This is a genomic window from Paenibacillus pedocola, from assembly GCF_031599675.1.
In the GTDB taxonomy this organism is placed as follows: domain Bacteria; phylum Bacillota; class Bacilli; order Paenibacillales; family Paenibacillaceae; genus Paenibacillus_AQ; species Paenibacillus_AQ pedocola.
In genome coordinates this window covers 5,168,657-5,193,071 of sequence record NZ_CP134223.1, presented here as the reverse complement: position 1 = coordinate 5,193,071, position 24,415 = coordinate 5,168,657, and the positions used below count along the sequence as shown (strand labels likewise).

General features: G+C 53.8%; 22 protein-coding genes, 1 tRNA gene and 1 other annotated feature. Of the genes, 16 read left to right on the top strand and 7 right to left on the bottom strand.

What is annotated here, in order from left to right:
• The first annotated feature begins 142 nt into the window (after positions 1-142).
• The 5 genes from QU597_RS22970 (at position 143) to QU597_RS22950 (ending at position 5,783) form a co-directional block, all read left to right on the top strand.
• A complete protein-coding gene (locus QU597_RS22970) occupies positions 143-1,435 on the top strand; it encodes a BclA C-terminal domain-containing protein (protein WP_310829971.1) in 1,293 nt (430 codons plus the stop codon).
• A gap of 166 nt (positions 1,436-1,601) precedes the next feature.
• Positions 1,602-2,060, top strand: a complete 459-nt coding sequence (locus QU597_RS22965) for a hypothetical protein (protein ID WP_310829970.1) — start codon at positions 1,602-1,604, stop codon at positions 2,058-2,060.
• A 115-nt stretch (positions 2,061-2,175) separates the two neighbouring features.
• Positions 2,176-3,867 (top strand): glycoside hydrolase family 13 protein, encoded by a 1,692-nt coding sequence (locus QU597_RS22960; RefSeq protein ID WP_310829969.1) that lies wholly within the window; start codon positions 2,176-2,178, stop codon positions 3,865-3,867.
• A 140-nt stretch (positions 3,868-4,007) separates the two neighbouring features.
• The gene (locus tag QU597_RS22955) at positions 4,008-4,742 is read left to right on the top strand and encodes a class I SAM-dependent methyltransferase (protein WP_310829968.1); all 735 of its coding nucleotides are present in this window, start codon (positions 4,008-4,010) and stop codon (positions 4,740-4,742) included.
• Between the two features lie 42 nt (positions 4,743-4,784).
• Positions 4,785-5,783 carry an MBL fold metallo-hydrolase gene (locus QU597_RS22950; RefSeq protein WP_310829967.1) on the top strand — a complete coding sequence of 333 codons (999 nt, stop codon included), beginning with the start codon at positions 4,785-4,787 and terminating at the stop codon, positions 5,781-5,783.
• Positions 5,784-5,961: 178 nt separating this feature from the next.
• Here the strand turns inward: QU597_RS22950 and QU597_RS22945 are convergent, their stop codons facing one another.
• The gene (locus QU597_RS22945) at positions 5,962-6,558 is read right to left on the bottom strand and encodes a phosphatidylglycerophosphatase A family protein (RefSeq protein ID WP_310829966.1); all 597 of its coding nucleotides are present in this window, start codon (positions 6,556-6,558) and stop codon (positions 5,962-5,964) included.
• A 260-nt stretch (positions 6,559-6,818) separates the two neighbouring features.
• On the opposite strand from QU597_RS22945, the gene QU597_RS22940 reads away from it, so the two are divergent.
• The 8 genes from QU597_RS22940 (at position 6,819) to QU597_RS22910 (ending at position 13,079) form a co-directional block, all read left to right on the top strand.
• Complete coding sequence (locus tag QU597_RS22940) at positions 6,819-7,940, top strand: GerMN domain-containing protein (protein ID WP_310829965.1); 1,122 nt, start codon at positions 6,819-6,821, stop codon at positions 7,938-7,940.
• Positions 7,941-8,129: 189 nt separating this feature from the next.
• The gene (rph, locus tag QU597_RS22935) at positions 8,130-8,888 is read left to right on the top strand and encodes a ribonuclease PH (RefSeq protein WP_310829964.1); all 759 of its coding nucleotides are present in this window, start codon (positions 8,130-8,132) and stop codon (positions 8,886-8,888) included.
• 1 nt (position 8,889) lies between these two features.
• The gene (locus QU597_RS22930; RefSeq protein WP_310829963.1) at positions 8,890-9,525 is read left to right on the top strand and encodes an XTP/dITP diphosphatase; all 636 of its coding nucleotides are present in this window, start codon (positions 8,890-8,892) and stop codon (positions 9,523-9,525) included.
• Positions 9,526-9,648: 123 nt separating this feature from the next.
• Entirely contained in the window at positions 9,649-9,750 is a 102-nt protein-coding gene (locus QU597_RS28805; protein ID WP_369698856.1) for a carbohydrate-binding protein, read from the top strand.
• A 293-nt stretch (positions 9,751-10,043) separates the two neighbouring features.
• Positions 10,044-10,478, top strand: coding sequence for an NfeD family protein (locus tag QU597_RS22925; protein ID WP_310829962.1), 435 nt, complete (start codon positions 10,044-10,046; stop codon positions 10,476-10,478).
• Positions 10,478-11,413 (top strand): SPFH domain-containing protein, encoded by a 936-nt coding sequence (locus QU597_RS22920; protein WP_310829961.1) that lies wholly within the window; start codon positions 10,478-10,480, stop codon positions 11,411-11,413. The genes QU597_RS22925 and QU597_RS22920 overlap by 1 nt, the downstream gene beginning before the upstream one ends.
• 98 nt (positions 11,414-11,511) lie before the next feature.
• Positions 11,512-11,967 (top strand): cupin domain-containing protein, encoded by a 456-nt coding sequence (locus QU597_RS22915; RefSeq protein ID WP_310829960.1) that lies wholly within the window; start codon positions 11,512-11,514, stop codon positions 11,965-11,967.
• A gap of 275 nt (positions 11,968-12,242) precedes the next feature.
• On the top strand, positions 12,243-13,079 hold the full coding sequence (locus QU597_RS22910) for an aldo/keto reductase (protein WP_310829959.1): 837 nt from the start codon (positions 12,243-12,245) through the stop codon (positions 13,077-13,079).
• A 173-nt stretch (positions 13,080-13,252) separates the two neighbouring features.
• Here QU597_RS22910 and QU597_RS22905 read toward each other — a convergent pair whose 3' ends face one another.
• Both QU597_RS22905 and asnB read right to left on the bottom strand, forming a co-directional pair.
• On the bottom strand, positions 13,253-14,080 hold the full coding sequence (locus tag QU597_RS22905; RefSeq protein ID WP_310829958.1) for a CPBP family intramembrane glutamic endopeptidase: 828 nt from the start codon (positions 14,078-14,080) through the stop codon (positions 13,253-13,255).
• A 94-nt stretch (positions 14,081-14,174) separates the two neighbouring features.
• Complete coding sequence (asnB, locus tag QU597_RS22900) at positions 14,175-16,019, bottom strand: asparagine synthase (glutamine-hydrolyzing) (RefSeq protein ID WP_310829957.1); 1,845 nt, start codon at positions 16,017-16,019, stop codon at positions 14,175-14,177.
• 241 nt (positions 16,020-16,260) lie between these two features.
• Here asnB and QU597_RS22895 point away from each other — a divergent pair, with 241 nt between their 5' ends.
• The gene (locus QU597_RS22895) at positions 16,261-16,629 is read left to right on the top strand and encodes a hypothetical protein (protein WP_054942775.1); all 369 of its coding nucleotides are present in this window, start codon (positions 16,261-16,263) and stop codon (positions 16,627-16,629) included.
• Positions 16,630-16,828: 199 nt separating this feature from the next.
• Positions 16,829-16,902: transfer RNA gene (locus QU597_RS22890), tRNA-Arg, on the top strand.
• Between the two features lie 557 nt (positions 16,903-17,459).
• Here QU597_RS22890 and QU597_RS22885 read toward each other — a convergent pair.
• The 3 genes from QU597_RS22885 to QU597_RS22875 all read right to left on the bottom strand — a co-directional run bounded on the left by QU597_RS22885 (position 17,460) and on the right by QU597_RS22875 (position 20,179).
• Complete coding sequence (locus QU597_RS22885; protein WP_310829956.1) at positions 17,460-19,325, bottom strand: arginine--tRNA ligase; 1,866 nt, start codon at positions 19,323-19,325, stop codon at positions 17,460-17,462.
• Between the two features lie 61 nt (positions 19,326-19,386).
• Positions 19,387-19,605, bottom strand: a binding site (T-box leader).
• A gap of 109 nt (positions 19,606-19,714) precedes the next feature.
• A complete protein-coding gene (locus QU597_RS22880; RefSeq protein WP_279306770.1) occupies positions 19,715-19,840 on the bottom strand; it encodes a hypothetical protein in 126 nt (41 codons plus the stop codon).
• Between the two features lie 33 nt (positions 19,841-19,873).
• On the bottom strand, positions 19,874-20,179 hold the full coding sequence (locus tag QU597_RS22875; RefSeq protein ID WP_310829955.1) for a hypothetical protein: 306 nt from the start codon (positions 20,177-20,179) through the stop codon (positions 19,874-19,876).
• A 229-nt stretch (positions 20,180-20,408) separates the two neighbouring features.
• On the opposite strand from QU597_RS22875, the gene QU597_RS22870 reads away from it, so the two are divergent.
• Positions 20,409-20,759, top strand: a complete 351-nt coding sequence (locus tag QU597_RS22870) for a hypothetical protein (protein ID WP_310829954.1) — start codon at positions 20,409-20,411, stop codon at positions 20,757-20,759.
• Positions 20,760-20,872: 113 nt separating this feature from the next.
• Here QU597_RS22870 and QU597_RS22865 read toward each other — a convergent pair whose 3' ends face one another.
• Positions 20,873-24,208, bottom strand: coding sequence for a DEAD/DEAH box helicase (locus tag QU597_RS22865; RefSeq protein ID WP_310829953.1), 3,336 nt, complete (start codon positions 24,206-24,208; stop codon positions 20,873-20,875).
• Between the last annotated feature and the right edge of the window lie 207 nt (positions 24,209-24,415).

The following is a 24,415-nucleotide window of genomic DNA, read 5'->3' as shown; positions in this document are numbered from 1 at the left end:
CAGGTATAGATGAATTTAGCTCGTCCAGCTAGTAAAATAACCTAAGTTTCGGAAAATATATTATGCCTACAAGATGAATGACCATGCCCTCCATAGGTAAATGGAGTACTATACACCATCAAGTCTGCTGGAGGTGTTGAACATGGGGAATGTATGTCTTAAGAAGAAGGAACGGAAGCCTAAGGAAGAGCCTGTTTACTGCCCTCTGCCGAGAAAAAAACCACGCAAGAGTAAGTGCGCAGTAAAGAAAAAAATCCGCTGCAAACAGATTATTGTTAAGAAGCAGATTGTCCGCGTTAATATTCCGCTGGGAGCATTAGGCGCAGCGGGAGCCGCCGGAGCGCTTAGCGCTGCCGGAGCTGTAGAAGCGCTGGGTGCCGCTGGTGCGGCTGGGGCAGCAGGAGCACTGGGAGCAGCAGGAGCTGGAGGTGCTTTGGGTGCTCCCGGTGCAGCAGGAGCGCTGGGAGCTGTCGGCGCAGCAGGAGCGCTGGGAGCTGTTGGCGCAGCAGGAGCACTGGGAGCTGTTGGAGCGGCAGGAGCGTTAGGGGCGCGAGGAGCTACCGGGGGGTTAGGTGCTGCAGGCGCCGCCGGACTTTTGGGTGCAGCCGGTGCAGCTGGTGCCTTAGGGGCGGTAGGAGCAACAGGTGCGCTTGGAGCAGCCGGAGTGGCAGGAGCACTGGGAGCCGCTGGGGCAGCCGGTGCGGCTGGAGCATTGGGCGCCATCGGTCCGGCTGGCATTACAGGCTTGGCTGGTCCGGCAGGACCCGCAGGGCCAGCAGGACCCGCGGGAGCTGCGGGTGCAACGGGAGCGGCTGGCCCAGCTGGACCAGTAGGACCCGGCGGGCCAGCGGGACCAGTCGGCCCAGCGGGAGCCTCCGGACCAACGGGGGCAGCAGGACCGGCTGGAGCAGCGGGGCCTGCAGGTGCAACAGGTGCAACAGGTGCAACAGGTGCAACAGGTGCAACAGGTGCAACTGGCGCAGCTGGCCCTGCAGGAGCTACCGGGGCTACTGGAGCCGCAGGCGGAATAGCCCAGTTTGGGTATGTCTATAACCTCGGAGCACAGGTCGTGCCGATTGAAGCCGATGTTTCTTTTGATACCAATGGCCTGCTTACGCCGGGAATTACACATGCTCCCGGGACGACAACGATCTCGGTTACCAATGCCGGTATTTATGAGGTTAACTTCTCTGTATCGGGCGTAGAACCGAGTCAATTCGCATTATTCGTAAATGGCGCCTTAGTTCCAGGTACGGTTTACGGCTCGGGTGCCGGTACCCAGCAGAATACGGGTCAGGCCATTATTGCCTTATCCTCCGGTGATGTGCTGACGCTGCGGAACCATAGCTCGGCTGCTGCAGTTACCTTGCAGACTTTGGCCGGCGGTACGCAGGCTAATGTGAATGCATCGATTGTGATCAAACAATTGGGCTAGCCTTTGATGAAATCAGGTGTTTGAGCTGAGCTAATAGAAGAGCGGGAACGACTCTGGAAAGAGTTGCCCGCTCTTTTTATTTTGACATATATAAGAAAATTTGCGCAACTTAGTCAGTAGAGGTGCCGTCTATTGGAGAAGATGGGAACAACACAGGGGGATGAATATGCGGAGAATGATTTTGCTGATGCTGTTCCTGGGTTTAGGGCTGCTGCTTACCGGCTGCGGCCATGGAAATGACCCGGTCAAAGTTGAGTCAAGGGAGCTTAGCGCAGATGAGATTTCTGCTTATTTTGCCAGGCAGGGTCTGGAATTGCACAGCGTGGAAATGCGCCCGGAGAATATATTTCAGGGGGAACTAAACGGGAGGAAACCGCTGGTTTTCCTGCTGGATGAGCAAGAACTGGTCATTTATCAGTTTGCCACGGCCGGGGAACGTGAAGCGGGCTGGGCTGATTTTGAACAACATACAGCTACGGCGGATCTAGTGCCATATAAAGCTTATCAGAAACAGTCACTGCTGGTTTTTTATATCCATGATGAAGGAGTAATCGGCCAGGAGCTGTACAGACGGGTTGAGAAAGTAATTCCGGGAGTGCTTGAGCTTAAGGAGAGCGGAGCCTGACAGCCCGGGAGCTTTATTTTTTAAAAGGGGCGTGTGATTGTCTTCCTTCAGGGTGGTTAAGATATATTAATATATCTAACACGGGCAGGAGCCGGAGAAGCGGAGGAGAGTCCAAGTGAATCCAAAATGGTGGAAAGAAAGCGTCGCGTACCAGATTTATCCGATCAGCTTCATGGACAGCAATGGTGACGGGATCGGTGATTTGCGCGGGATTATTTCGAAGCTCGATTATTTGCAGGACCTGGGTGTGGATGTCATCTGGGTATGCCCGATTTATAAGTCGCCGAACCATGACAACGGCTATGATATCAGTGATTACTGCGACATTATGAAGGAATTCGGGACGATGGAGGATTTTGACGTGATGCTGCGGGAGATGCATTCCCGGGGGATGAAGCTGATGATGGACCTGGTGCTGAACCACACTTCCCATCAGCATCCCTGGTTCATAGAATCACGGAGCTCGAAGGATAATCCTAAGCGGGATTACTATATATGGCGGAAAGGCAAAAACGGTGGCCCCCCGAACAACTGGGAATCCTATTTCAGCGGCTCGGTATGGGAGCTTGATCCGCAGACGGATGAATATTACCTGCATCTGTACTCCAAATATCAGCCCGATCTGAACTGGGAGAACCCTGCGGTGATCGACAAGTTGCATGAAATGGTACAGTGGTGGCTCAAAAAAGGCGTCGACGGCTTCCGGTTTGACGCAATTGCCCATATCGTGAAGGCAGAGGGCTACCCTGATGCGCTGAATCCCGGTGGAACGGCAACTGTGCGCGCCTATGATATGTTCTCGAACCTTGCGCATGTGCATACACTGCTGCAGAATCTGCATGACAAGGTGCTGTACTTCTACGATATTATGACCGTCGGGGAGACGTCGGGCCTCGGACCGGAGCAGGCGCTGGATTATGTCGGCGACGGACGCCGCGAGCTGAATATGACCTTCCAGTTTGAGCATATGAATCTGGATTGTGCGGCTCCGGGCGGAGGGAGATGGGATACCATCCCCTGGAATCTGCGTGATCTCAAAAAAATCATGAGCAACTGGCAGACCGTTCTCCATGACCGGGGGTGGAACGCCAATTATTTGTGCAACCATGACCAGCCGCGGTCCGTCTCACGGTTCGGAAATGACCTCTATTACCGTATTCCTTCAGCCAAAATGCTGGCGACCTTCATTCACATGCTGGAAGGGACACCGTATATTTACCAGGGTGAAGAAATCGGCATGACGAATGTGGCTTTCGAGTCCATCGACGATTACCGGGATGTGGAAACGCTCAATTACTATGAGGAAAAGCGTACCCAAGGCGTCCCAGAGGCTGACATTATGGCGGCGATCCACAAAAAAAGCCGGGATAACGCCCGCACTCCGATGCAGTGGGACGCCAGTGAGGATGGCGGCTTCACCACAGGCGTACCGTGGATCCGCGTGAATTCGAACTTCCGTGAGATCAATGTGGCCAGTGCGGTTAAAGACCCTGATTCGATCTACAACTACTATAAGAAGCTGATTCAGCTGCGGAAAAAGCATCCGGTCATTGTCTACGGTGAATACGCCCTGCTGCTGGAAGATCATCCGGAGATCTATGCCTATACCCGGACGCTGGAGGATCAGCGCCTCCTGGTCATTCTGAATTTCTTTGAGCATGAGCCGGTATTCGAGCTTCCTGCGGATTTTGCGGCCGGGAAGCAGGAGCTGCTGATCTCTAACTACCCTCCGGCCAAGGAGGATGATCTGACCCGGCTGAAGCTTCGGCCTTATGAAGCAAGGGTGTACCTAGAACGGCATAGATGAGTTTCATCAGAAGAGTTACCTTACCGTGTGAAATATGGCGGAAAGGCGACTCTTCTTTGAGTTTACAGGGAAAAGGGGGTACAATCGTAACCATATTGTACATAGAGAGATGATTGCTGGACTGCGGGAGGAGAAGGAAGATGACTGAATGGTATGAGAAAAGCTTCGGGGAAGACTATTTGATTGTATACCGGCACAGGGATTTCTGCGGAGCCCGGCATGAGGTGGAGCAGATGATCGGCTGGCTGGGGCTGCCGCAGGGAGCGAAGGTCCTGGATCTGTGCTGCGGTATGGGCCGCCATTCGCTGGCGCTTGCCGAAGCGGGTTATGAGGTAACTGGTGTTGACCTGTCCGAAACCCTGCTGCGTGAAGCCCGTGCCCAGGCTGGTGCCGGGGCAGTGACCTGGGTGCAGTCCGATATGCGCAGGCTGCCGCTCACCGGCGGTTTTGATGCAGTAGTTAATCTGTTTACTTCATTCGGCTATTTTGAGGAGGACGAGGAGCAGGTGAAGGTGCTGCGCGAAATTTACCGGATGCTGAAGCCTGGCGGCAGGTTCATTATAGATTTTCTGAATCCGGCGTATGTCATCCGCCATCTTGTGCCGCATTCCTCACGTGAGGACGGGGATAATCTGATTGACGAGTCCCGCCGGATCGAAGACGGTTATGTGAAGAAGGACATCATCCTTACCTCCCGAGGGAATGATACGCCCCGCAAATATCACGAGCGTGTGAAGCTCTATCCGCAGGAAACGTTCCGCAGGCTGATTGCCGCCGCCGGGCTGCTGCTCGAGGATGTGCATGGCAATTACGATGAAGGGGAGTACGATGAGGAGCATTCGAAACGGATGATCTTCGTTGGTGTCCGTCCTTAGATGGTTTCAGGCAGAAGACTCAAAGAGGGCGGTGAAGGGGCCATGCGGAAGGCACAGATAAAGGTTTGGGAGAGCGGCATCCTTCAGGTATCCATGCCGATGGATCCGCCGCTGCGTCAGGTGAACTGTTATATTGTGACAGAACCGGAGGGCGGCATCACGGTGATTGACCCCGGTCCGCATACGCAGGAGGCGGAGCTGGCCTGGCAAGGCGTGCTGGATGAGCTGGATTTATCCTGGGACCATATACAGAAAATTGTGGTTACCCATCATCACCCTGACCATTACGGCCTGGCGGGCTGGCTGCAGTCCCGCAGCGGCAGCCGGGTATGGATGTCGGAACGTGCCCACACCGAGGCCCGGATGTCCTGGGGCGCAGAGGCGAGTCTGAATACGGCGCTGCCGCTGCTGTTCCTCCGGCACGGTATGCCGGAGGATTGGATCCGGGGGATCCGGGAGCATCTGGTGAGCTTCCTGCCCCAGGTTACCCCGCAGGCAGAGGTCAGCTATATTGACCCTGCGGTGCCGCTTGTAATGGGCGGCCGGGAGTGGACGCCGGTTCTGACCGGCGGGCATGCACCGGGTCACGTGTCTTTGTATGAGGCCGGCAGCGGGCTTGTGTTCTGCGGCGATGCGATTCTGCCGCAGATCTCGCCCAATGTCGGCCTGCAGCCGGGCAGCGATCCGCAGCCGCTGCAGACGTTCCTGGATGGTCTGCGCGCGCTGCGCAGCCTCCGGGTGAGCCGTGCGTTCCCGGGCCACCGGGAACCGTTCACGGCGTGGACGGAGCGGGCGGACAGCCTGCTCCGGCACCATGAGGAGCGGCTGGACACTGCCGCTCAACTGCTGGACAGCGGACCGCTCAGCGGGTTCGCGGTCTGCGAAGCGCTGTTCCGCAGCCGCGTGTCCAGCGCGCATCAGATGCGCTTCGCCATGAGCGAGGCGCTGGCGCATCTGGCCGAGCTAGTGCGCCGGGGGCGGGCAGCGGAGCATGCGCCTTTGCCCGGCGGGCCGGTCCTGTTCGCGGCTGCGGACAGGTAGGGCGGGCTGCGCTCTACCCGGTGGCGGCCCTTGCCACGCGCGGCAAGTATACATGCACAGCAAAAAGCCATGCCAACATGAAGGCAGGCGGGATGCTCCCGCTGCTCTGTGGCATGGCTTTTTAGTTGGCTCCGTCTGCCATAGCGCTTAATCGGGTCCAGCTCCTGCGCTCGTCTGCCTACTCCAGCCCATCCTCAGCCGCCAGCTTTCTGGCGGCTTCTTCGGTATCCTCCGGCGCATGCGGGAGGCCGAGCTCCTGCTCGCGTTCTGCTTGCTTGCGGTGGGCAATGCGGCTGCTGGCGGCAGCGGCCACTGCGCCGACGATGTCGTCCAGGTAGGTGTGAATTTGCCCGGTGGTTTTATCGTTCAGCCGCTCCAGCACACCGGGTTTCAGCTTGTCCACGTAACCATAGTTGGTGAAGCCGATGCTGCCGTATACGTTCACAATGGAGAAGGCGAGGATCTCATCCACTCCGTATAAACTCTCATCATTCTCGATCATTTCCTGCAGCGGGGTGAACAGCTTGCCTTCCTCTGCCAGCACATCCAGCTGAATCCCGGTCAGTACCGCGTTCTGTACTTCGCGTTTGCTCAGCACCATTTCTACGTTATGGATACATTCCTCGATCGTCAGATTCGGATAGTATTTTTGCTGCAGAAACAAAACAAGCTCAGCGATCTCTTCCAACGTCACGCCGCGCTTATGCAGCCAGTACTTGGTCGCCTCTGCAACCGCTTTGCTGTTGAGACTGTAAGGGTTTTTGATATTCGCCATTGTCATCAGTCACCTCATCGGAAGGATAGGTTGATTATTTGAATTGCCACTATTATAACGGCTGCTGCTGCGGTTGTCTAAATTGCCTGAGGCTTAGTGAAAGCTTGCAGGCACTTACAGGCATCAGTCTTTGGAGCTTGTCCGTGTAATAGGATCTGCATTGTCCAACAATTTAGGATAAGCCGTTGTTATTTTTTGGGCATAGGGCTCGTATACATAGCAGTACAAACTGATCTTAGTGTTGAAAGGGGTAATTATTCATGAAGCATATGAACACTGTCCGCGGGCTGTCTGCGGCTTGTCTGCTCACGGTTCCCATTCTTTTGTCCGGCTGCGGCCTGTTCGGCTCGGAATCGGCATCGGTTGATCCGCCGCCGGGAGAGATTGAGGCGCAAATGCTGGAAGTCAGTGACAACACCACGCTCGACACCGGGGTATTTGAGCCTGTTGCAGAAGAAGGAACCGCAGCGGAAGGCAGCACTACGGATAAGGCGGAAGCTGCTGCACCCGGGGAACGGACTACCGTGTTTCTCAAGGATGCTAATGGTCTGCTGGCTCCGGTATCTCTTGCCCTTCCGGACGGCAATAGTGCGGCAATGCTGAAGGATTCACTCACTGCGCTGGTCAGCAAAGGCCCGTATGCATCTTCATTGCCGGAAGGCTTCCAGGGCGTACTCCCTGCAGGAACTGAAGTGAAGAATGTCTCAGTGGATAAAGACAAACTGGCCGTAGTTGAATTTAACTCGGCGTTTAACGACTACAAGGCTGCCGATGAACGCAAGGTCCTGGAAGCCATCACATGGACATTGACCGGCCAGGAAGGCATTCAGGGTGTACAGCTCTGGGTAGACGGTAAAAAGCTTACAGAAATGCCGCTTCTGGGCACACCGCTGGATCATCCGCTCTCACGCGCCTTCGGGATCAACCTGCCGAAGAATGGCCCGATGCAGATGAACCTGAGCGCGGTTACGGTATATTTTTCCGCAGCTACGCCTGACGGTACCCACCAGTATTATGTTCCGGTCACACGTTTTGTACCCGCCGGAGAGGACAAGGTGAAAGCGGCACTGGGAGAGCTGATCGCCGGACCGGAGTCTGCTAACGGCCTGGAGACGGTAATGACAGGGGGAACGGTGTTAGATTCCGTGGAAGCCGGCCAAAATGGGGTAGTAACCGTATCCCTGACTGACGATATGTTCACAGACGGCAAAAATGTGCCGGAGGAAATGCTGGAATCCGTGGTGCTGACAGTAGCGCAAAATACCGAGGATGCTCCGGTCCAAATCCGTCTGAACGGACTTGATACGGTCACCGGAACCAACAACGTGGACTATGGCAAGCCGGTTTCTGCCCCGGAATATGTGAACGCGCTGCCGCTGTAAAAGATTTTCTCAGGGCTAAAAGATGCTTTTGTGCCTGCTCTTTGATAGAATAAAGTTTGCTTAGCAAAAAACGGATAACGTCCTTCCCTGGATGTTATCCGTTTCTCGCGCAAAGTAGAGAATATACATCCCGCTAGGCGGGAACTTACATCACAACTTTAGCTATTCAAGATGCAGGAGGAAGAAAACATGAGATCAAACGGACGTAACGACGACCAGCTCCGGCCGCTGACAATAACTACCCAAACGAATAAATATGCTGAGGGTTCAGTTCTGATTGAAATGGGAGACACGAAGGTCATCGTCACCGCAACGGTGGACGAGAAGGTCCCGCCGTTTCTGAAAGGACAAGGCAAAGGCTGGGTAACTGCTGAATATTCCATGCTTCCCCGGGCGACCCAGACGCGCAACCAGCGTGAGGCGGCACGCGGCAAGCTGACCGGACGGACGATGGAGATTCAGCGGCTGATCGGCCGGGCGCTTCGTTCCGTAGTTAATCTGCAGGCGCTCGGCGAGCGCAGCATTACACTGGACTGTGACGTCATCCAGGCGGACGGCGGCACGCGGACAGCTTCGATTACTGGCGCTTTTGTAGCGATGGCGTTTGCCATTAACAAAATTGCGCTGCAGCATAAGCTGAGCGTTTTCCCGATTACAGATTATCTGGCCGCGATCAGCGTCGGTGTGGTCGGCGACAAAACGCTGCTTGATTTGAACTATGAAGAGGATTCCAAAGCAAAAGTCGATATGAACGTAGTCATGACCGGAAGCGGGGCTTTTGTTGAAGTGCAAGGCACCGGTGAAGAACGGCCGTTCACCCGCCAGGAGCTTGACCAGCTGCTTGGTCTTGGGGAGAAGGGGATCTACGAGCTGATTGCCGTGCAGAAGGAAGTCCTCGGTCCGATCGCGCTCAAAATCCCTTCCGGCCAGCCTGGCCAAGAGGTGTAACATGAACGCCGGCGGTGGAATTCTGATTGTAGCAACCAAAAATAAAGGCAAGGTCCGTGAGTTCCAGCATGCTTTTGCGCCGCTTGGACTGACCGTGAAGAGTATGTTCGACTACCCGCAGCTGCCGGATGTTGTGGAAGACGGGACAACCTTTGCCGAGAATGCCTTCAAAAAATCCAAAGCGGTCGGCGAGGCCCTCGGGCTGCCTGTGCTGGCCGATGATTCCGGTCTTTGTGTCGACGCTCTGGACGGCCGACCGGGGGTATACTCGGCGCGTTATGCCGGAGAGGACGCCCGTGATCAGGACAATAACCTCAAGCTGCTCAGCGAGCTGGAAGGGCTGAAGCAGGGGGAGGACACCGGCCAGCCGCTGCTCAGTCCCGCCCGTTTCGTCTGTGCCTTGTCGCTTTATGATCCGGCGGACGGCCAGGAGCTGACGGCGGAAGGCACAGTGGAGGGCTGGATTACCTCTGAGCCCGCGGGCGGCGGAGGGTTCGGCTATGATCCGCTCTTTTACCTTCCGGAGTATGAGAAGACGATGGCTGAGCTGACGCTGGAAGAGAAGCAGATGATCAGCCACCGGGGAATGGCGCTTAGGCTGCTTACGGATAAGCTGGCCGCGAAGCAGCGGAAATAGCCGGTTGTCACGGCTTGCGGCAAAATTACAGTAGTGTTGCACCATAATTCAATCGGAACCATTAGAGGCCCTATCCGCAGTCTTTGCGGGTGGGCCTTTTTGTGCTGTGCGGCTGCAAAATAAATTGGTACCAGCAATGGAGCATCTTATACTTGCCTCCAGGCGCACACCTCACTGGCGGGCTGGGAACCGGCGACCACACCGGCTCTCTGGAAACTGAACTAATCCCGCTTACCCCGCATCCGCTGGGTATATCATTATTATTCAAGCGGCAATGAAGCTTGCGGAGAAGGAAAACTTCTCTGCAGGCTTTTTGTTGTGGTTCACGTATAGCGTGATCATCACCCCCCCCCGCTGCTCCCAAGCCCGGTATTTTTGCCGAAGTGCGGTTCTGTATTCATAAGCTTCCACAAGCTGAAATATAATGATGATGCCGCTGCCCGGTTTTTAACATTTATGGAACGTAAGTGCCTTGGATTTCGTTATAGTAGTATATAGCGGAAGGTGGTGGGTCACCGATGGATGTTTGGGCGTTATGGTTAATCATTGCCGGCGTCTTGTTTGTCGTAGAGATGTTTACGTTTACATTTTATTTGTTATGGCTCAGTATCGGAGCTTTGGCGGGCGGTGTGGTTGCAATCTTGTTTCCGGAGGCTATATTCCTGCAGGTGGTGGTCGGTTCACTGGTCGCTTTGGGTCTGACGGTATTTACCAAACCTCTGGCCGCCAGACTCCGGAGCTCCCGGGGGTTCAAGGATACCGGGACAGAGATCGTCGGCAGACAGGGGCTGGTCGTGGAACCGATTGTGCCGGGGCGTTACGGGCAAGTCAAAGTAGGCGGTGATACGTGGAGTGCAACGTCCACAGAAGCGCTGGGCAAAGATCAGAAGGTTATCGTTGTTAAAAGAGGTACCACAATTATTGAAGTAGAACGATGGGGGGACACGTACTGATGCAATTAGCCATTTTAGGAATTATCGTTGTCGTTGTCGTAGTATTTATCGCACTGACGATCAAAATCGTTCCGCAGCAAAGGGTAGGCGTAGTTGAACGGCTCGGGAAATTTAACCGCCTGCTTACACCGGGTCTGAACATCCTTATTCCGGTTATCGACCAGGTACGGACCTATCATGATTTGCGGATTCAGCAGGCCAATGTGCCGCCGCAAACGGTCATTACGAAGGACAACGTGCAGGTGCAGATTGATACGATCATCTTTTATCAGGTGGTAGGCCCGGAAGAAGCGACTTATGGGATCTCTGATTATGTATACGGGGTACGCAACATCTCCACGGCAACAATGCGGCAGATTATCGGGAAGCTGGAGCTGGATGAAACCTTGTCCGGCCGTGAAAAAATTTCCTCGGATATCCGGCTAGCCCTGGATGAAGCGACGGAAAAGTGGGGAGTACGGATCGAACGCGTGGAGGTCATTGATATTAAGCCGCCGCTCGATATCCAGGAAGCGATGGATAAGCAGATGAAAGCAGAACGCAGCAAACGTGCGATTGTCCTTGAGGCGGAAGCCGCCAAGCAGGATATGATCCTGCGCGCAGAAGGCGACAAGCAGAGTAAGATCCTGAAGGCTGAAGGTGACAAGGAAGCACGTATCCGTCAGGCGGAAGGCTTGCGCCAGGCGCAGGAGCTGGAAGCGCTCGGTCAGGCCAAGGCGATTCAGGCAGTGGCGGAAGCCGAGAAATCGCGCATTCAGCTGATCAGCACCGCCGGACTGGATGAGCGGGTACTGGCCTATCAATCCTTCGATGCGTTGACGGAAATCTCCAAGGGTGCAGCCAATAAAGTGTTCCTGCCAAGCAGTGCCATTGAAACGCTGGGTACACTGGGTGCTATTGCTGAGGTGTTCAAAGCCAGTAAGGAGAGCAAATAAGCGGGAGGTTTTACAATCGCGGCACATTCCGTTAAAGTAAAAGCAAACCTAAATTAACTGTGGATGCTTATGCAGCACAACTTTAAGGAGAAGATATTGTGACGCAAAAAGAAATTTCTCCGCTGGTGGAAGCGTTGGGGCTGCAGCCTCACGTTGAAGGCGGATGGTACAAAAGACTTTGGAATTCATCCTTCGAAATTCCGCACGAAACCCTTGGCGGCAGCTACTCAGGGCCAAGAGCCTCAGCGTCGTCCATTTACTTCCTGCTTCACCCGGGCGAAGCTTCGGAATGGCACACCGTGCTCTCCGACGAAATCTGGCTGTGGCATTCCGGCAGCCCGATTGTGCTCAGCCTCGGCGGCAGCGGCGAACAGCCGGAGAACGTTACCGAGGTCATTCTCGGCATTGACGTCGCAGCCGGCCAGCAGCCGCAGGTGGTCATTCCGGCAGGTGTCTGGCAGGCGGCACGGCCGCTTGGCGATGAGCCGGTGCTGGTCTCGTGCATCGTATCGCCGGAGTTTCATTTCGACGATTTCAAGCTGATCGACAAGTAAATAAGTTGGGTGGAGCGTCTACTGTGATTGCAGTGGCGCTCTTTTTTTTGAAATATAAGAACTTATAAGTTTTACGCTATAAATTATCCTTCTATTTTTCGCAGAAACGATCACCGTCCCTGAGAGGACGGCGAAGCCGTTTCTTCTTATTGCTATCCGCGCTTTTGGCGGCACCGCAGCAATCTGCTATACTGTTGTTTGCATCCGGCTGATTACACAGTCTCTATTAAGGTTAAGGAAGTTTGATCAAACTATTCAAGCTTGGAGGGTGAACCATGAGCGAAATGAACGGACCGTTTACAGGCGGGCCTACATTGAATGACGGAGTAACGATGCCGTGGCTGGGTCTTGGGGTATGGCAGACCAAAGACGGCGAAGAAGTCATCCATGCGGTGAAGACGGCTATTGAAACAGGGTACCGCAGTATTGATACAGCGGCCGGATATAATAATGAAGAAGGTGTCGGACAAGCGATCCGGGAATGCGGGGTGCCCCGGGAAGAGCTGTTCATCACAACCAAGGTGCGTAATCCCGATCAGGGCTATGAATCCACGCTGAAGGCCTTCGAGGTGAGCCGGAAGAAGCTGGGGCTGGATAGGGTTGATCTGTACCTGATCCACTGGCCGGTGGCCGGCAAATACCGGGAGACGTGGAAAGCACTGATCCATCTGCAGAAGGAGGGGCTGGTCAAATCGATCGGCGTCAGCAACTTTCAGACCCATCATCTGCAGGATATTATTGATGACACCGGAGTGGTGCCTGTAGTCGACCAGATCGAATTCCATCCGCTGCTGACCCAGCGTGAGGTGCTGAAATTTGCGAAGGCGCATGACATTCAGGTAGAGGCCTGGAGTCCCCTCATGCAAGGCAACCTGGATGTGCCGCTGCTGAAGGAATTGGCGGAAAGATACGGCAAAACTGTCGCACAAATTGTGCTGCGCTGGGATTTGCAGCAGGGTGTGATCACAATTCCGAAATCGGTGCATGCCGAGCGGATCGTCGAAAATGCCGGATTCTTTGACTTCACCCTGAGTGACGATGACGTCAAAGCGATTGAGGATTTGAACCAGAATCACCGCTTCGGTCCAGACCCGGACAACTTTAATTTCTAAACCTGATAAATAGCGGCTGTAGGCTGCAATAAAAGATAAAGAGCAAGTCACATTCCTGTGACTTGCTCTTTATTTTGTGGGGATAAGTATAGTATTTGATGAAACAGCAGCAGTAATGCTATTTAATCAGGTTTTATCTGTTCACCGGCCGTTAAATTCTGTTCCTATGCCGTTTACAGCCCGGGCGGTTGGCTGCGGCGTCTGCCAAGGGTCCGCATCAGCAGGATGCCATGAAGGATGACCAGCATACTGCAGACCATTGCCATTACCTCAGCAGCCTGGTCACTGGCGGTCAGCAGATCAAAAATGCCGTGCCATACGATGACAGGAAGGATGCTCCAGCGGCTTCCCGCACAGATCCAGGCCAGCACGACTGAACCATAAGTCAGGCTGATTGCCCAGCCTATGATCCCAAAGCCCATTCCGAGGTAGCTTTCGTTGAACCAGAATGCAGGCAAATGCCAGGCCATCCAGATCAGCGCCACCAGCAGAGCAGAGGTGAACAGGGAGTAGCGCTTGTGCAGTGCAGGCAGCAAATAACCGCGCCAGCCGCTCTCCTCCCCGATACCGAAGGTCAGCATCCATACCCCTGAGGTCATCCAGATGTTAAACTGCGGCGGCAGGTCAGAGGTGAGGCCGAACTTGTGCATATCCGGCATACTCCCCGTGATCAGCGTGTGGGCCAATACAGCGACCGCCCCGTAAGCGAGCGGCAGACCTGCGGCAATGGCCAGCCACTTTTTGGAGAAAGCAAGAGAAAATGCGGTTTTGCTCCAGGTGGTAATCCCTCCTTCACCGGGCAGCCGGAGGCTGACCAGTGTGCCGAGCAGCGGCCCGAAGGAGCCTAGATAGAATTGACCGGGCAGCACCGGCATACCAGCTTCGAACTGCTTATTGAGCAGGAGCGGCAGCCAGCACAGCCAGGTGAATCCAAAGGCGACAAGCATGAAGGGAAGCAGTTTTTTTGTGGGCAGAGCAGCCGGTTTTACAGAGGTTGGCATCAAGGACAATACCCCTTTTACGAAGATATGTTTATCTATAGTTGTAGAGGTTTTTATCCTATCCTGCTGTGGGAATAATCACGGGCATCCGCATTTAACCGATCGAAACGTTGTACGTTTTCAGCCAGAGATTTACCTGAGCCAGATAAGCGAACAGCTGCGGTCCGGACATCAGCTGGCCGAACCAGGGCAGATTGCTCGACGATTCCGGCGATGCTGCGATTTCGCGGATTTTGGCCGGATCGATGAACGGCAGGATCGGAGAGGAGGAATCATCGAGAATGCTCAGCATTTGTGTACGTACGGCGTTTAAATAAGCGGGATTATGCGTTTTGGGATAAGGGCTTTTTTTACGGTAGAGCACATCATCCGGCAGTACACCCTCGAGCGCTTTGCGGAGAATGCCTTTTTCGCGGTTACCGACGGTTTTAATTTCCCAGGGAATGTTGAACACATACTGTACCAGCCGGTGATCGCAGTAAGGGACACGGACTTCAAGCCCTACACCCATGCTCATCCGGTCCTTGCGGTCCAGGAGCGTAGGCATGAACCGGGTAATATTGAGGTAGGACATCACGCGCATTTGCGCCTGTTTGCCGGTCTCCCCGTCAAGCTTCGGAACCTCAGCCACGGCATCGCTGTAACGGTCGCCCAAATATTCCAGCGGACGTATCCATTCCCTGACTTCGGGCGACAATAGTTCTGCGCGCATTTTGGGGGCCACTGACCAGGGGAATGTCCCGGAGGACAGCATCTCTTCCCGGTGGAACCAAGGGTATCCGCCAAAAATTTCGTCTGCCGCTTCGCCGGAGATGGCTACGGTCGCATTCTTTTTAATTTCCCGGCAAAATAAATACAGCGACGAATCCACATCGGTCATCCCCGGCAAATCGCGCGAGTAGAGGGCGTTATCCAGCGCTGTCACCAGCTCAGGGGTGTCAAAAGCAACGTAATGGTGATTCGTATTCAGCTCATCGACCATCCGCTTAATCCACGGCCCGTCTGCTCCGGGCTGGAAGGTATGGCTTTTGAAATGCTTATCGTTATCGACATAATCGACGGAATAAGTGTCCACCTGTCCTTGGCCGCTGCGGTTGTAATAATCAACGGCGAGTGCGGTCAGGGCGCTGGAATCAAGACCGCCGGACAGCAGGGAGCATACCGGAACATCGGAGACGAGCTGGCGCTCCAGCGTATCCTGCAGCAGTTCACGCACTTTGGTGGCTGTTTCATCGACATTATCGGTGTGATTATAGCTCTCCAGTTCCCAGTAAGCATACTTTCGGATTCCATTCCGGTTATAAATCATGGCATGACCCGGGCGAAGCTCGAATATATCTTTGTATACACCCTGTCCCGGTGTGCGGGCCGGACCGATGATGAAGATTTCTGCCAGACCTTCCGGTCCGACCTTCGGCTGAACCTTGGGATGCTGCAGCAGCGCTTTGGGTTCAGAGCCGAAGACAAATACATCATCCACCTGGCTATAGAACAAGGGTTTCACGCCAAGCCGGTCACGTGCCAGAAACAGATGCTCGCGTACGCTGTCCCAGACAGCAAAGGCAAAGATTCCGTTCAGCTTCTCAGTGCAGTCAGGTCCCCATTCCATGTAGGCGTGGAGCAGAACCTCCGTGTCACACTGGGTCAGGAAGCGGTGCCCGCGCTGTTTGAGTTCGCTTTTGAGCTCGCCCGCATTATACAATTCGCCGTTATACACAAGGGCATAGACCTGTTCGTCATGGCGGGCGATCATCGGCTGTGCGCCGTTCTCGGGGTCAATCACGCTGAGTCTGCGGTGTCCAAGGGCACAAGGCCCCGATATCCACGTTCCGGCCGCATCCGGTCCGCGGTTGGATAAGGTTTCAGTCATTTTTACGAGCAGCTGCGAGTGCTGTGTAAGATCGCCGCGCCACTGGATAAATCCGGTTATTCCGCACATGTTGTTTCATCCTCTCTTTTTGTGCGATTGTTGTCCAAATATAAGAATGGATATGCTTTACGCAAAAAAATGATCCTTATATTCTGGCTGAAACGGTTGTGGTCCTTTGGAGACGGCGCAGCCGGTTCCACTTGTTTCTTTTTTGCCAAGTAATACAGATATATGCCGATTGAAGGGATAAAATGTATGTCCTTATCCGAACACTAGGGAGAGGGAAATTTGCCAGGAGGGATGATGACAAGTGTATTACATTAAAGACGCCAAAATCCGCAGAATGACCGAATATGACGGTGCGCCTTGTGCCGAAGTAGGGGTATTGCCGGGAGCCGTAGGCGATTCCGCGCTTTTGGTGTACATTGTTGAAGACCAGCGTGAGGAAGGGTACGAAATTGTGCGCATTCTGACGAATGATGCGGACACCGAAACCGATTGGTTTGATAACAATATGCATGATGCCTTCCAGGATGTGACAGTCAGCGCGTTTACCGGCAGTATTGTCATGAGTCCGGAGGATGAACGCTCCAAGTTCCAGCGCGAGCTGCTCATCTTCGGCCATCTGAAAAAACAGCTGGAGGAACACTTCCGGCAAGTTACGCCAGGACGGCATTGAGGGCTGCAGCAGAGATGCTGCTGCCTCTGCTCCGGCGGCGGAAGGCGGGAAAGTGAGCGGCGTTCTGCGCCGTTTCATCCGCTGCCGGGGGCAGAAATTGTTTTTCTTCGTCTCCAGCCTTGAAAAATTATCTCAATGAGGTATAATAAATAACGTTGCGTTAATACATAGTGTTAATAATCAGTCCTGTCGTCGACATGTCCCGGTAGCTCAGTTGGATAGAGCATGCGCCTTCTAAGCGCACGGTCGGGGGTTCGAATCCCTTCCGGGACGTCACTAAAACAGCCTTCCTTCGGGAAGGCTGTTTGTGCGTCCGGGGATGAGGAGCCCGGATGGGGGGGCGTTGAAGCATAAGCATCGTTAGGATTACATCGCAATCAGCCCGAAAGGGCTGCATCCCTTCCGGGACGTCACTAAAACAGCCTTCCTCCGGGAAGGCTGTTTGTGCGTCCGGGGATGAGGAGCCCGTGTGGGGGGACGTTGGAGCATAAACATCGAAAATAAAGGTGCGAGCATGTTCTATTGCACTTTCTGCAGCAGATACAGCAATAATCGGCCCGAAAAATGCATCTAATGTATTTTGTACAGCAGAATACTGTGATTCTGGCCTTTTTCATCCATATGACTGAATTCTATTGCACGAAATACAGTAGAAAGCGATTCGTTACTAATTTAGTAGAATTCTGTTGTACAAAGTGCAATCAGGTAACAAATTTTCTGTAATTCCGGACTTGTACGCTATCACAATCACAGCAACTGACCAGAGAACTGCTTCTATTATTCAGCACCTATTGCAGCTTTGGAAAGAGCTGCAATAGGTGCGTGATACATTACATCCGTTCCGGCTTCGGCAGTCCCAGCACCTCCAGTACATCCCCCAGCGTCTGCTGAAATTTGTACGTTAGCCAGAGGCGGAAGGAGACCCGGGCAGGTTCACCTTTCAGGATCGGGCAGGCTGAGTAAAAGTTGTTAAACAGTGAAGCCAGAGTATGTGCATAGTTGCAGATTGAATTCGGCGTCAGCAGAACGCTTGCACTGTAGAGAGTATCCTGCCAGGTGCTGAGATGTCTAAGCAAAGCAAGCTCCGCTTTTTCCAGCAACGGCGGGAATTCCGGGAGAACGTCCGCTTGTTCAACAGGAACTGCAGCTTTGCTGAGCACACTGCCTGCACGCGCATAGGTGTACATCAGGTAAACTCCCGTATTGCCGGAAATCTCTGTGGCCTGCTTGAAATCAAAAACAATCTCTGTTCCCAGATTGAAGCGCAGCAGATAATACCGGATGGCTGCGGTGGCGATGAGCCGGCTGGAGAGGCCGGTTTTATCAGACCGGCTGGTTTCAATGGTATGCTCCATCAGCTGCACCAGCTCGGTGACCTTGATGCCGATACCCTGGCGGCCGGACATGGCGTAAGAGGATTTGCCCTCCGTGGTGTCGATGCCAAGCTCCGCTGCGGAAGCGGGACTGAGTGAAACAACGCCATAGCTCACATGATGCAGCTTCTCAGCCTGCTCCTTGAACCCCAGCACCTCCAGGGCCTGCTTAACCATCGCCTGCGGATATTCCTGTCTGTAGTCAATAACATTGACCACCCGGTCCGCCCCGCCAAAAGGCAGCTGCTCCCCGGTTAAACCCGTCGTCCAAAGCCCGGCATTAAACTCACTGTAGGTGAAATCTTTATCCAAAAGTCCAAACTTCCAGAGATGATAGGCAATATCCTTGGCTGTATAGGTCAAAATTCCGTTCGAGCGCACCAGCACCTTATCTTTGTGATGCTCCTCAGAATCTGTCCCTTCTTCCTCCTCTACAGGCTGTTTCAAAATCCAGCAGCCAGCAAGCTTCCCCTCATGCTCCTGCACAAACACTTCCGTCTGTTCCAGCAGCGCAAAGGCAGATGACCAGAAGCCCTCCTTCAGAATGCTGCTCTCCCAGACGAGCAAATCATAGCGGATGCCGAACCCCTTCATCTCCTCCACATGCTCTTTGACAATCCGCTCCGCAACCAGTTTACCCAGCCAGGCCGTATTGCCGTTCCCTTCTTCCAAAGCATGGAGAATCTCCGTCCGTTTGTGCACAGTCTCAGGATGTAGTGTGTATTCCTTGTTCACACCGGCATAAATATCCCAGCAATAATCACCAAAACGCACATGTTCACCCGCAAGCGGCACATTCAATAGCCCGACCACCGTATCCGCCAGCTGATTGCCGAGATCGTCCACATAATTATGGACCTCTACGTCGTACCCGGTTCTACGCAAAATTCTTACCAGCGCGTCCCCGATACACGAGTTTCTAAGGTGGCCTATATGCATCGATTTATTGGGATTGACAGAGGTGTGTTCGACGATGACCTTTTCCCCTGCAGATGTGGGCAGTTCAAACCTTCGTCCGGCCCATCCACGCCAGTCAATGTACAGATTAATGAACCCCGGTGCCGCGATATCGATTTGTTGAATTAATCCTCCTAAACGTCCTGACTGACTTAACTCAGTTGTTATCAGCTCTGCAATGGCCATAGGGGCTTTGCGCAGTATCTTAGCCAGCTGCATGGCAATGTTGCTGGAGTAGTCGCCGAAATCGGGATTCGCGGGCTGTTCAAGCACAATCGTTATCTGTTCTGCACCGCCAGCGCCGAGGGCTGTAAATACATGACTTACGCTCTTTTCCAAACTTTCTTTGATAAGCTGGCTTAACATGGGTATGACCTCCTGAAATGTTGAATCGTAATGTATGCATAAGAAAAAGCCCTCATCTCAAAAAAGAGACGAAGGCTTATTGCGCTCGCGGTACCACTCTCGTTGCTAAACCGCCGGTTTAGCCACTCATAAGTTAACGGTCTTCAGCCGGGGCTTCCTACTGTCAGTTCAGAAGTCCATCTCCCGGGTGCGCTTCATGGGTTGGTCTGTACCGGTTTCCACTCTCCCGGCTCGCTGAGGACTAGATCCAAAACACTACTATCCCGTTCATCGATTGCATATTGATTTTTTTCAGTATAGCGAATTTTTGGGAGAAAGCAAGGGGCTATCCCTTAATTTTTTCCTTTTTTTGAAAAATATCAGGTCCGGCACCTGGGGGAGGAGAGGTCTTAATCCGAGGCGGGGGCAGCGGTCAGATCTTTAATATCCGTGGAGCCATAAATCAGCAGGGCAATTACGATTACCAGCAGCAGGGCACCGGCAAAATTCTCCCCGTCAAAATCCAAATTTCCCATAAGCTCTTTTGCCCCCTTGATCGTCAACATTTTTTATGAGAGATCGGCTTTTTTCTTTAAGGCGGTCATAATTTCATTTAACGTCAGGCTGCTGTTATCATCGAGAAAGCTGACCAGCTTATCTACATTGCTCTCGCTTAAATGATCCAAGGTTGTATATTTCCCGACCAGGCTCACGAGCAGGGAGGCGTCTCTAAACATCTGAATGGAGTCTACCTTCAGCTTGCCTGTCAAAAGGAGCGCAGCGACCGCAAATTCCAGCCCTTTCGGGCTTTGTGCTTTGGGGTTCGCCGGTTGTTTTTTAACACCCGTTTTCTTTCCTTTTCCAGGAGGGGGCATGGAACTCCCTTCTTCCGTTTACATTCTTTCAGGAAAGCGGAGCTCCCTGAGCATGCTCTCCTTTGAACACCATATGCGTATTTAGAGGTATCGGTGAATGGAGCTGCCGGATGTCCACACCGACAATGCAGCAATCGAATATTAGTATATTGTGCGATTCATTAGAAGCGCCGATAGAGTCAAAGTTTAGATTCATAGAGCGGAGAATGAAAAGGAGGAATGAAGGAGCATGGCTATATTATCCACTGGACCGGTAGAAAATAATCCTGTATCCGGGGTTAGGCCTACCCAGTCTGTAACAGTGAGAATCGTCAACCTGTCTTCGGTGTCCACAGCCGGCCTTTTGATTGAAGGCCACTATCTTAATACATTAAGAAATTTATATGTGAGTGAGGTACTGAGTGTTGCTCCGAATGAAGCGCTGAGCCGGGACTATTTTGCAGATCTGGATGCTTTCGAATTTATGTTCACAACCAACGGGAACGTTGAAACGGAGCTCGGCATTTCAGTCTGGGGCAAACAAGCGGATGGTCAACTCGCAGAGGTCCATCGGGTGGTGGCACACGAGAAATTGGCCTAGTATGAATATGAGCAAGAGGGACTTCCACAGCCAAGCGGCTTTGGAAGTCCCTCTTTTTGGTAAACCATTCTATACCAGCTCAGAGGAAGCATAGTCCCCGAACCAGCGGTCTATCAGATCATGAGAATCTCGCGGATGTCCTGCTCGCTCAATGTGGATAGTGCTTCTTCTCCAGGCTGGATAACTTCGTCAATCAGATTCTTTTTCTTCTGCTGCAGCTCATACATTTTGTCCTCTACCGTGCCTTGAGCAACAAGGCGGATTACCTGGACTACTTTTTTCTGCCCGATCCGGTGGGCACGGTCAGCAGCCTGCTGCTCGACAGCAGGATTCCACCATAGATCATACAGGATCACCGTGTCTGCTCCAGTCAGGTTCAGACCGGTTCCGCCCGCTTTCAGGGATACCAGGAACAGGTCCCGTTCACCTTCATTGAACCTGTTGCACAGTTCAACGCGCTGCGAAGCAGGTGTCTTGCCGTCCAGATAGAAATGCTGGATGCCCTGCAGGGCAAGCTCACGTCCGATCATTCCGAGCATCTCGGTGAATTGGGAGAAAACCAGCATCCGTTTGCCGGAGCTTCGGCATTCCTCAATAATTTCGAGCAGCTGCTCAAACTTGGCGGAGCCCCCGTCATAGCCTTCAACGAAAAGTGCAGGGTGGCAGCAGAGCTGGCGCAGCCGGGTAATCCCGGCCAGAACCTTGATCCGGCCATGGCCGAAGCCTTCGTTATCCAGATGCTTCAGTGCTTCTTTCCTAAGTCTCGCGAGATAAGCAACGTACAGCTTTTTCTGCTCCGGCAGCAGCTCGGAGGCCTGCAGCGATTCGATTTTATCCGGCAGCTCCTTAAGCACGTCGCTTTTCAGGCGGCGCAGCAGAAACGGCCGGGACCGCTTGGCGACTGTTTCCCTGGGCAGGTCATGAAACGCTTTTTTGCCGGGGAACAGCCCGGGGAACACGACGCTGAAAATGGACCAGAGATCCTCCAGCGCATTCTCCACCGGTGTTCCGGTAAGTGCGAAGCGGTAGCGTGCCTGCAATATTTTTACCGCTTGCGCAGTCTGGGTGGCATGGTTCTTGATCATCTGGGCTTCATCCAGAATCAGCGTATGGAAGGAGAGCCGGGCATACAGCTCAATATCCCTCCGCAGCAGCGGGTAAGACGTAATGATCACGTCAGCGCCTGCGGCATTACGCACGGCTTTGCTCCGCTCGTTCAGATTCCCGTCGGCGATGGCCGCCTTAATTCCGGGTGCGAACTTCTTCAGCTCGTTCTGCCAGTTGTAGAGCAGGGAAGCTGGAGCAACGATCAGGGCGGGCTTGCCCCCTTCGCGGATATCTGCCAGCTCCGAGAGCAGAAAGGCGATTGCTTGCAGGGTTTTGCCGAGCCCCATATCATCGGCCAGAATGCCGCCGAAGCGGTAGTGGGCCAGGGTCTTCAGCCACTGGAATCCGAACTGCTGATAATCGCGGAGAATGGGAGCCAGACTGTCCGGCACTGGGAAATCCAGATTCTCGGGGCTTGCCATATTGGCCATCAGCCGGCGGAAGGAGCGTCCGATCGTGACGGCATCTCCATGTTTTGCATCTGGATTCAACTGCAGGCCATGAACTAGAGGCAGGGAGAACTGGGGCTTGTTGAAAGGAACGCTATGTACCCCCAGCTCGTTCATAAACGCTATCACTTCTAAGAATTCTGCACTCTCCAGCGGCAGCAGCGCTCCGTCCGGCAGCCGGTAATATCTGCGCTTTTCCTGCAGCGCTTTGAGGACCAGCACAATTTCACCCTCCGGTATTCCCTGCATCCCGAATTTGAACTCCAGCCAATCGGTCTTTTCGTTCCAGGTCAAAACCGCCTTAGGCGTGAAGGTATCGGCAGCAATTCGGCCTTTGACGGCAGTGGTGGCATACACCTGAAGCAGCGGCTCCAGCAGCGGAATCGTGTGGTAGAGGAAATCATATTCTCCCTCTTCATCGTTCATGATATAGCCGCCCTCCGTCCGGGCAAAAGACTCATGCTCCATCAGCTCGAGAATCCGCCGTTCGGCCTCCCCGTCACGCACCAGAATGACCTCGCTGCCCCGATCACGGCTCTGTTCATCAAGCGGATTAATCACAATGCCGCCGTATTGAAATTCAAGGCCGGCCAGCAGCCGGTCTCTGACCCGGTCCAGATAGAGTCTGGCCTGCAGCTGTGTCTGGACAATGCGGTCCGCAATTGCTTCGGCAATATGCACGTGCCCCAGCTTTTTTAGACCGGGAATGACTTTGTCCATAAAAGGCTCCATCTGCTCCGGGGCAATCGCGATTCCGTCTTTGCGGGCGGCTGCCAGCATCCGCTTCAGCTCGGCGAGCCTGCGGCATTCCTCAGCCGGCAGCTTCAGCAGCCTGCCTTCGGACAGCACCAGCCCGTAATCCTCCAGCACCATAATCTGCGCCATCCCCTGAATATCCAGCCGGTAGCCGTCCTCAGATGCCTGGTCGAACTGGAAGCTTAGCGGCGGCGCCTCCGTGGAAATCTGCAGTCTTTCCATGGACAGGTTGCCTTGCTGGAAATAGGCAGAGGGGGCAGCGGTCAGCGCCGGAAGCACAGATTCCCAGAAGTAAGGCGGAACCGCCAGCAGTCGTTCCCCGCCGATTCCTCCGGAGAGTGCTGCATAGGGATTGACGGCTGCACGGTAGATCTGTTCATTCTGAAAAATCTCAATCAGCTTCAGCAGCACTGTATTGTCTTCTGTATTGAACGAGTGCAGGGCGGGATCGTAGATGAAATGCCTGGAGAACTCAAACGGCTCGCCGCGTTGAAGCCGGTCCAGGAACATTCTGATTTTTTGCACAATATAGAGGCGTTTTGGCCCGATTCTGAGTTCAATGCCGAGCATAGGTGCGCCATAGCTGAGTGAAACCGGCTTGCAGATGAACTCTACCTGCAGCGGTGTTCTAAGATCGATATAGGTCCCCGTCCCGCTTGGGCGCGGACGGCTGCTGCCCTCGAACACGCCCAGCATGCTGTTTACGAGCTGGCGGTCACCGGAGCGCTCCGCCGAGCCGGCGCCCGGATAGCGGGGTGGAATAACACCGGCCGTTTCCGGCAAATCTCTCCGGGCCAGAAGACTGGAAGCGGCCGTCCGTCCGCCGGTGCCCCCGCCCTCTTCAAGACGGAGAATGCTCACGAGCACAGCTGCAATATGCTGGCAGAATGCTCCGCCGCGATAGTAAGCAGGACAGGTGCATTCCGCATTCACATCACCGTCGCTGTCGACCGTAAGCGCTACGTCGTAATTTTCCAGGCCCTGAACCTCAGCCCGGTACTTAGAATATTCAAGCGTGTCGTCATTCTCTATATAAGTTAACCGGACCATGTCTGATTCGTGGTAGGCTATTCCTTTGTCCAAGGATGCGCTGCCGCATAGCAGCTTGATCACCCGTTCCGGCACATAAAATCCCATGCTTACTTCACATCCTTAATCGCTTTAATACCGCCGTTCGTTTCTTTTATCATAGCAGAACAAGCGTACGCCTCAAAGTGCGGAGTGAATCAGCGGGGAATCCTCCGACCAGTGTGATATTCTCCACAAAAAAGCAGCCCGGAAGAATTCACTTCCGGGCTGCCCCAAGGTCTATCATACGGTTACTCCGCCGTTGAACTACAATCC

Coding starts and splice junctions, on each gene's coding strand:
- QU597_RS22970 (WP_310829971.1), top strand. CDS start 143: ATGGGGAATGTATGTCTTAAGAAGAAGGAACGGAAGCCTAAGGAAGAG.
- QU597_RS22965 (WP_310829970.1), top strand. CDS start 1,602: ATGCGGAGAATGATTTTGCTGATGCTGTTCCTGGGTTTAGGGCTGCTG.
- QU597_RS22955 (WP_310829968.1), top strand. CDS start 4,008: ATGACTGAATGGTATGAGAAAAGCTTCGGGGAAGACTATTTGATTGTA.
- QU597_RS22950 (WP_310829967.1), top strand. CDS start 4,785: ATGCGGAAGGCACAGATAAAGGTTTGGGAGAGCGGCATCCTTCAGGTA.
- QU597_RS22945 (WP_310829966.1), bottom strand. CDS start 6,558: ATGGCGAATATCAAAAACCCTTACAGTCTCAACAGCAAAGCGGTTGCA.
- QU597_RS22940 (WP_310829965.1), top strand. CDS start 6,819: ATGAAGCATATGAACACTGTCCGCGGGCTGTCTGCGGCTTGTCTGCTC.
- rph (WP_310829964.1), top strand. CDS start 8,130: ATGAGATCAAACGGACGTAACGACGACCAGCTCCGGCCGCTGACAATA.
- QU597_RS22930 (WP_310829963.1), top strand. CDS start 8,890: ATGAACGCCGGCGGTGGAATTCTGATTGTAGCAACCAAAAATAAAGGC.
- QU597_RS22925 (WP_310829962.1), top strand. CDS start 10,044: ATGGATGTTTGGGCGTTATGGTTAATCATTGCCGGCGTCTTGTTTGTC.
- QU597_RS22920 (WP_310829961.1), top strand. CDS start 10,478: ATGCAATTAGCCATTTTAGGAATTATCGTTGTCGTTGTCGTAGTATTT.
- QU597_RS22910 (WP_310829959.1), top strand. CDS start 12,243: ATGAGCGAAATGAACGGACCGTTTACAGGCGGGCCTACATTGAATGAC.
- QU597_RS22905 (WP_310829958.1), bottom strand. CDS start 14,080: ATGCCAACCTCTGTAAAACCGGCTGCTCTGCCCACAAAAAAACTGCTT.
- asnB (WP_310829957.1), bottom strand. CDS start 16,019: ATGTGCGGAATAACCGGATTTATCCAGTGGCGCGGCGATCTTACACAG.
- QU597_RS22885 (WP_310829956.1), bottom strand. CDS start 19,325: ATGTTAAGCCAGCTTATCAAAGAAAGTTTGGAAAAGAGCGTAAGTCAT.
- QU597_RS22880 (WP_279306770.1), bottom strand. CDS start 19,840: ATGGGAAATTTGGATTTTGACGGGGAGAATTTTGCCGGTGCCCTGCTG.
- QU597_RS22875 (WP_310829955.1), bottom strand. CDS start 20,179: ATGCCCCCTCCTGGAAAAGGAAAGAAAACGGGTGTTAAAAAACAACCG.
- QU597_RS22870 (WP_310829954.1), top strand. CDS start 20,409: ATGGCTATATTATCCACTGGACCGGTAGAAAATAATCCTGTATCCGGG.
- QU597_RS22865 (WP_310829953.1), bottom strand. CDS start 24,208: ATGGGATTTTATGTGCCGGAACGGGTGATCAAGCTGCTATGCGGCAGC.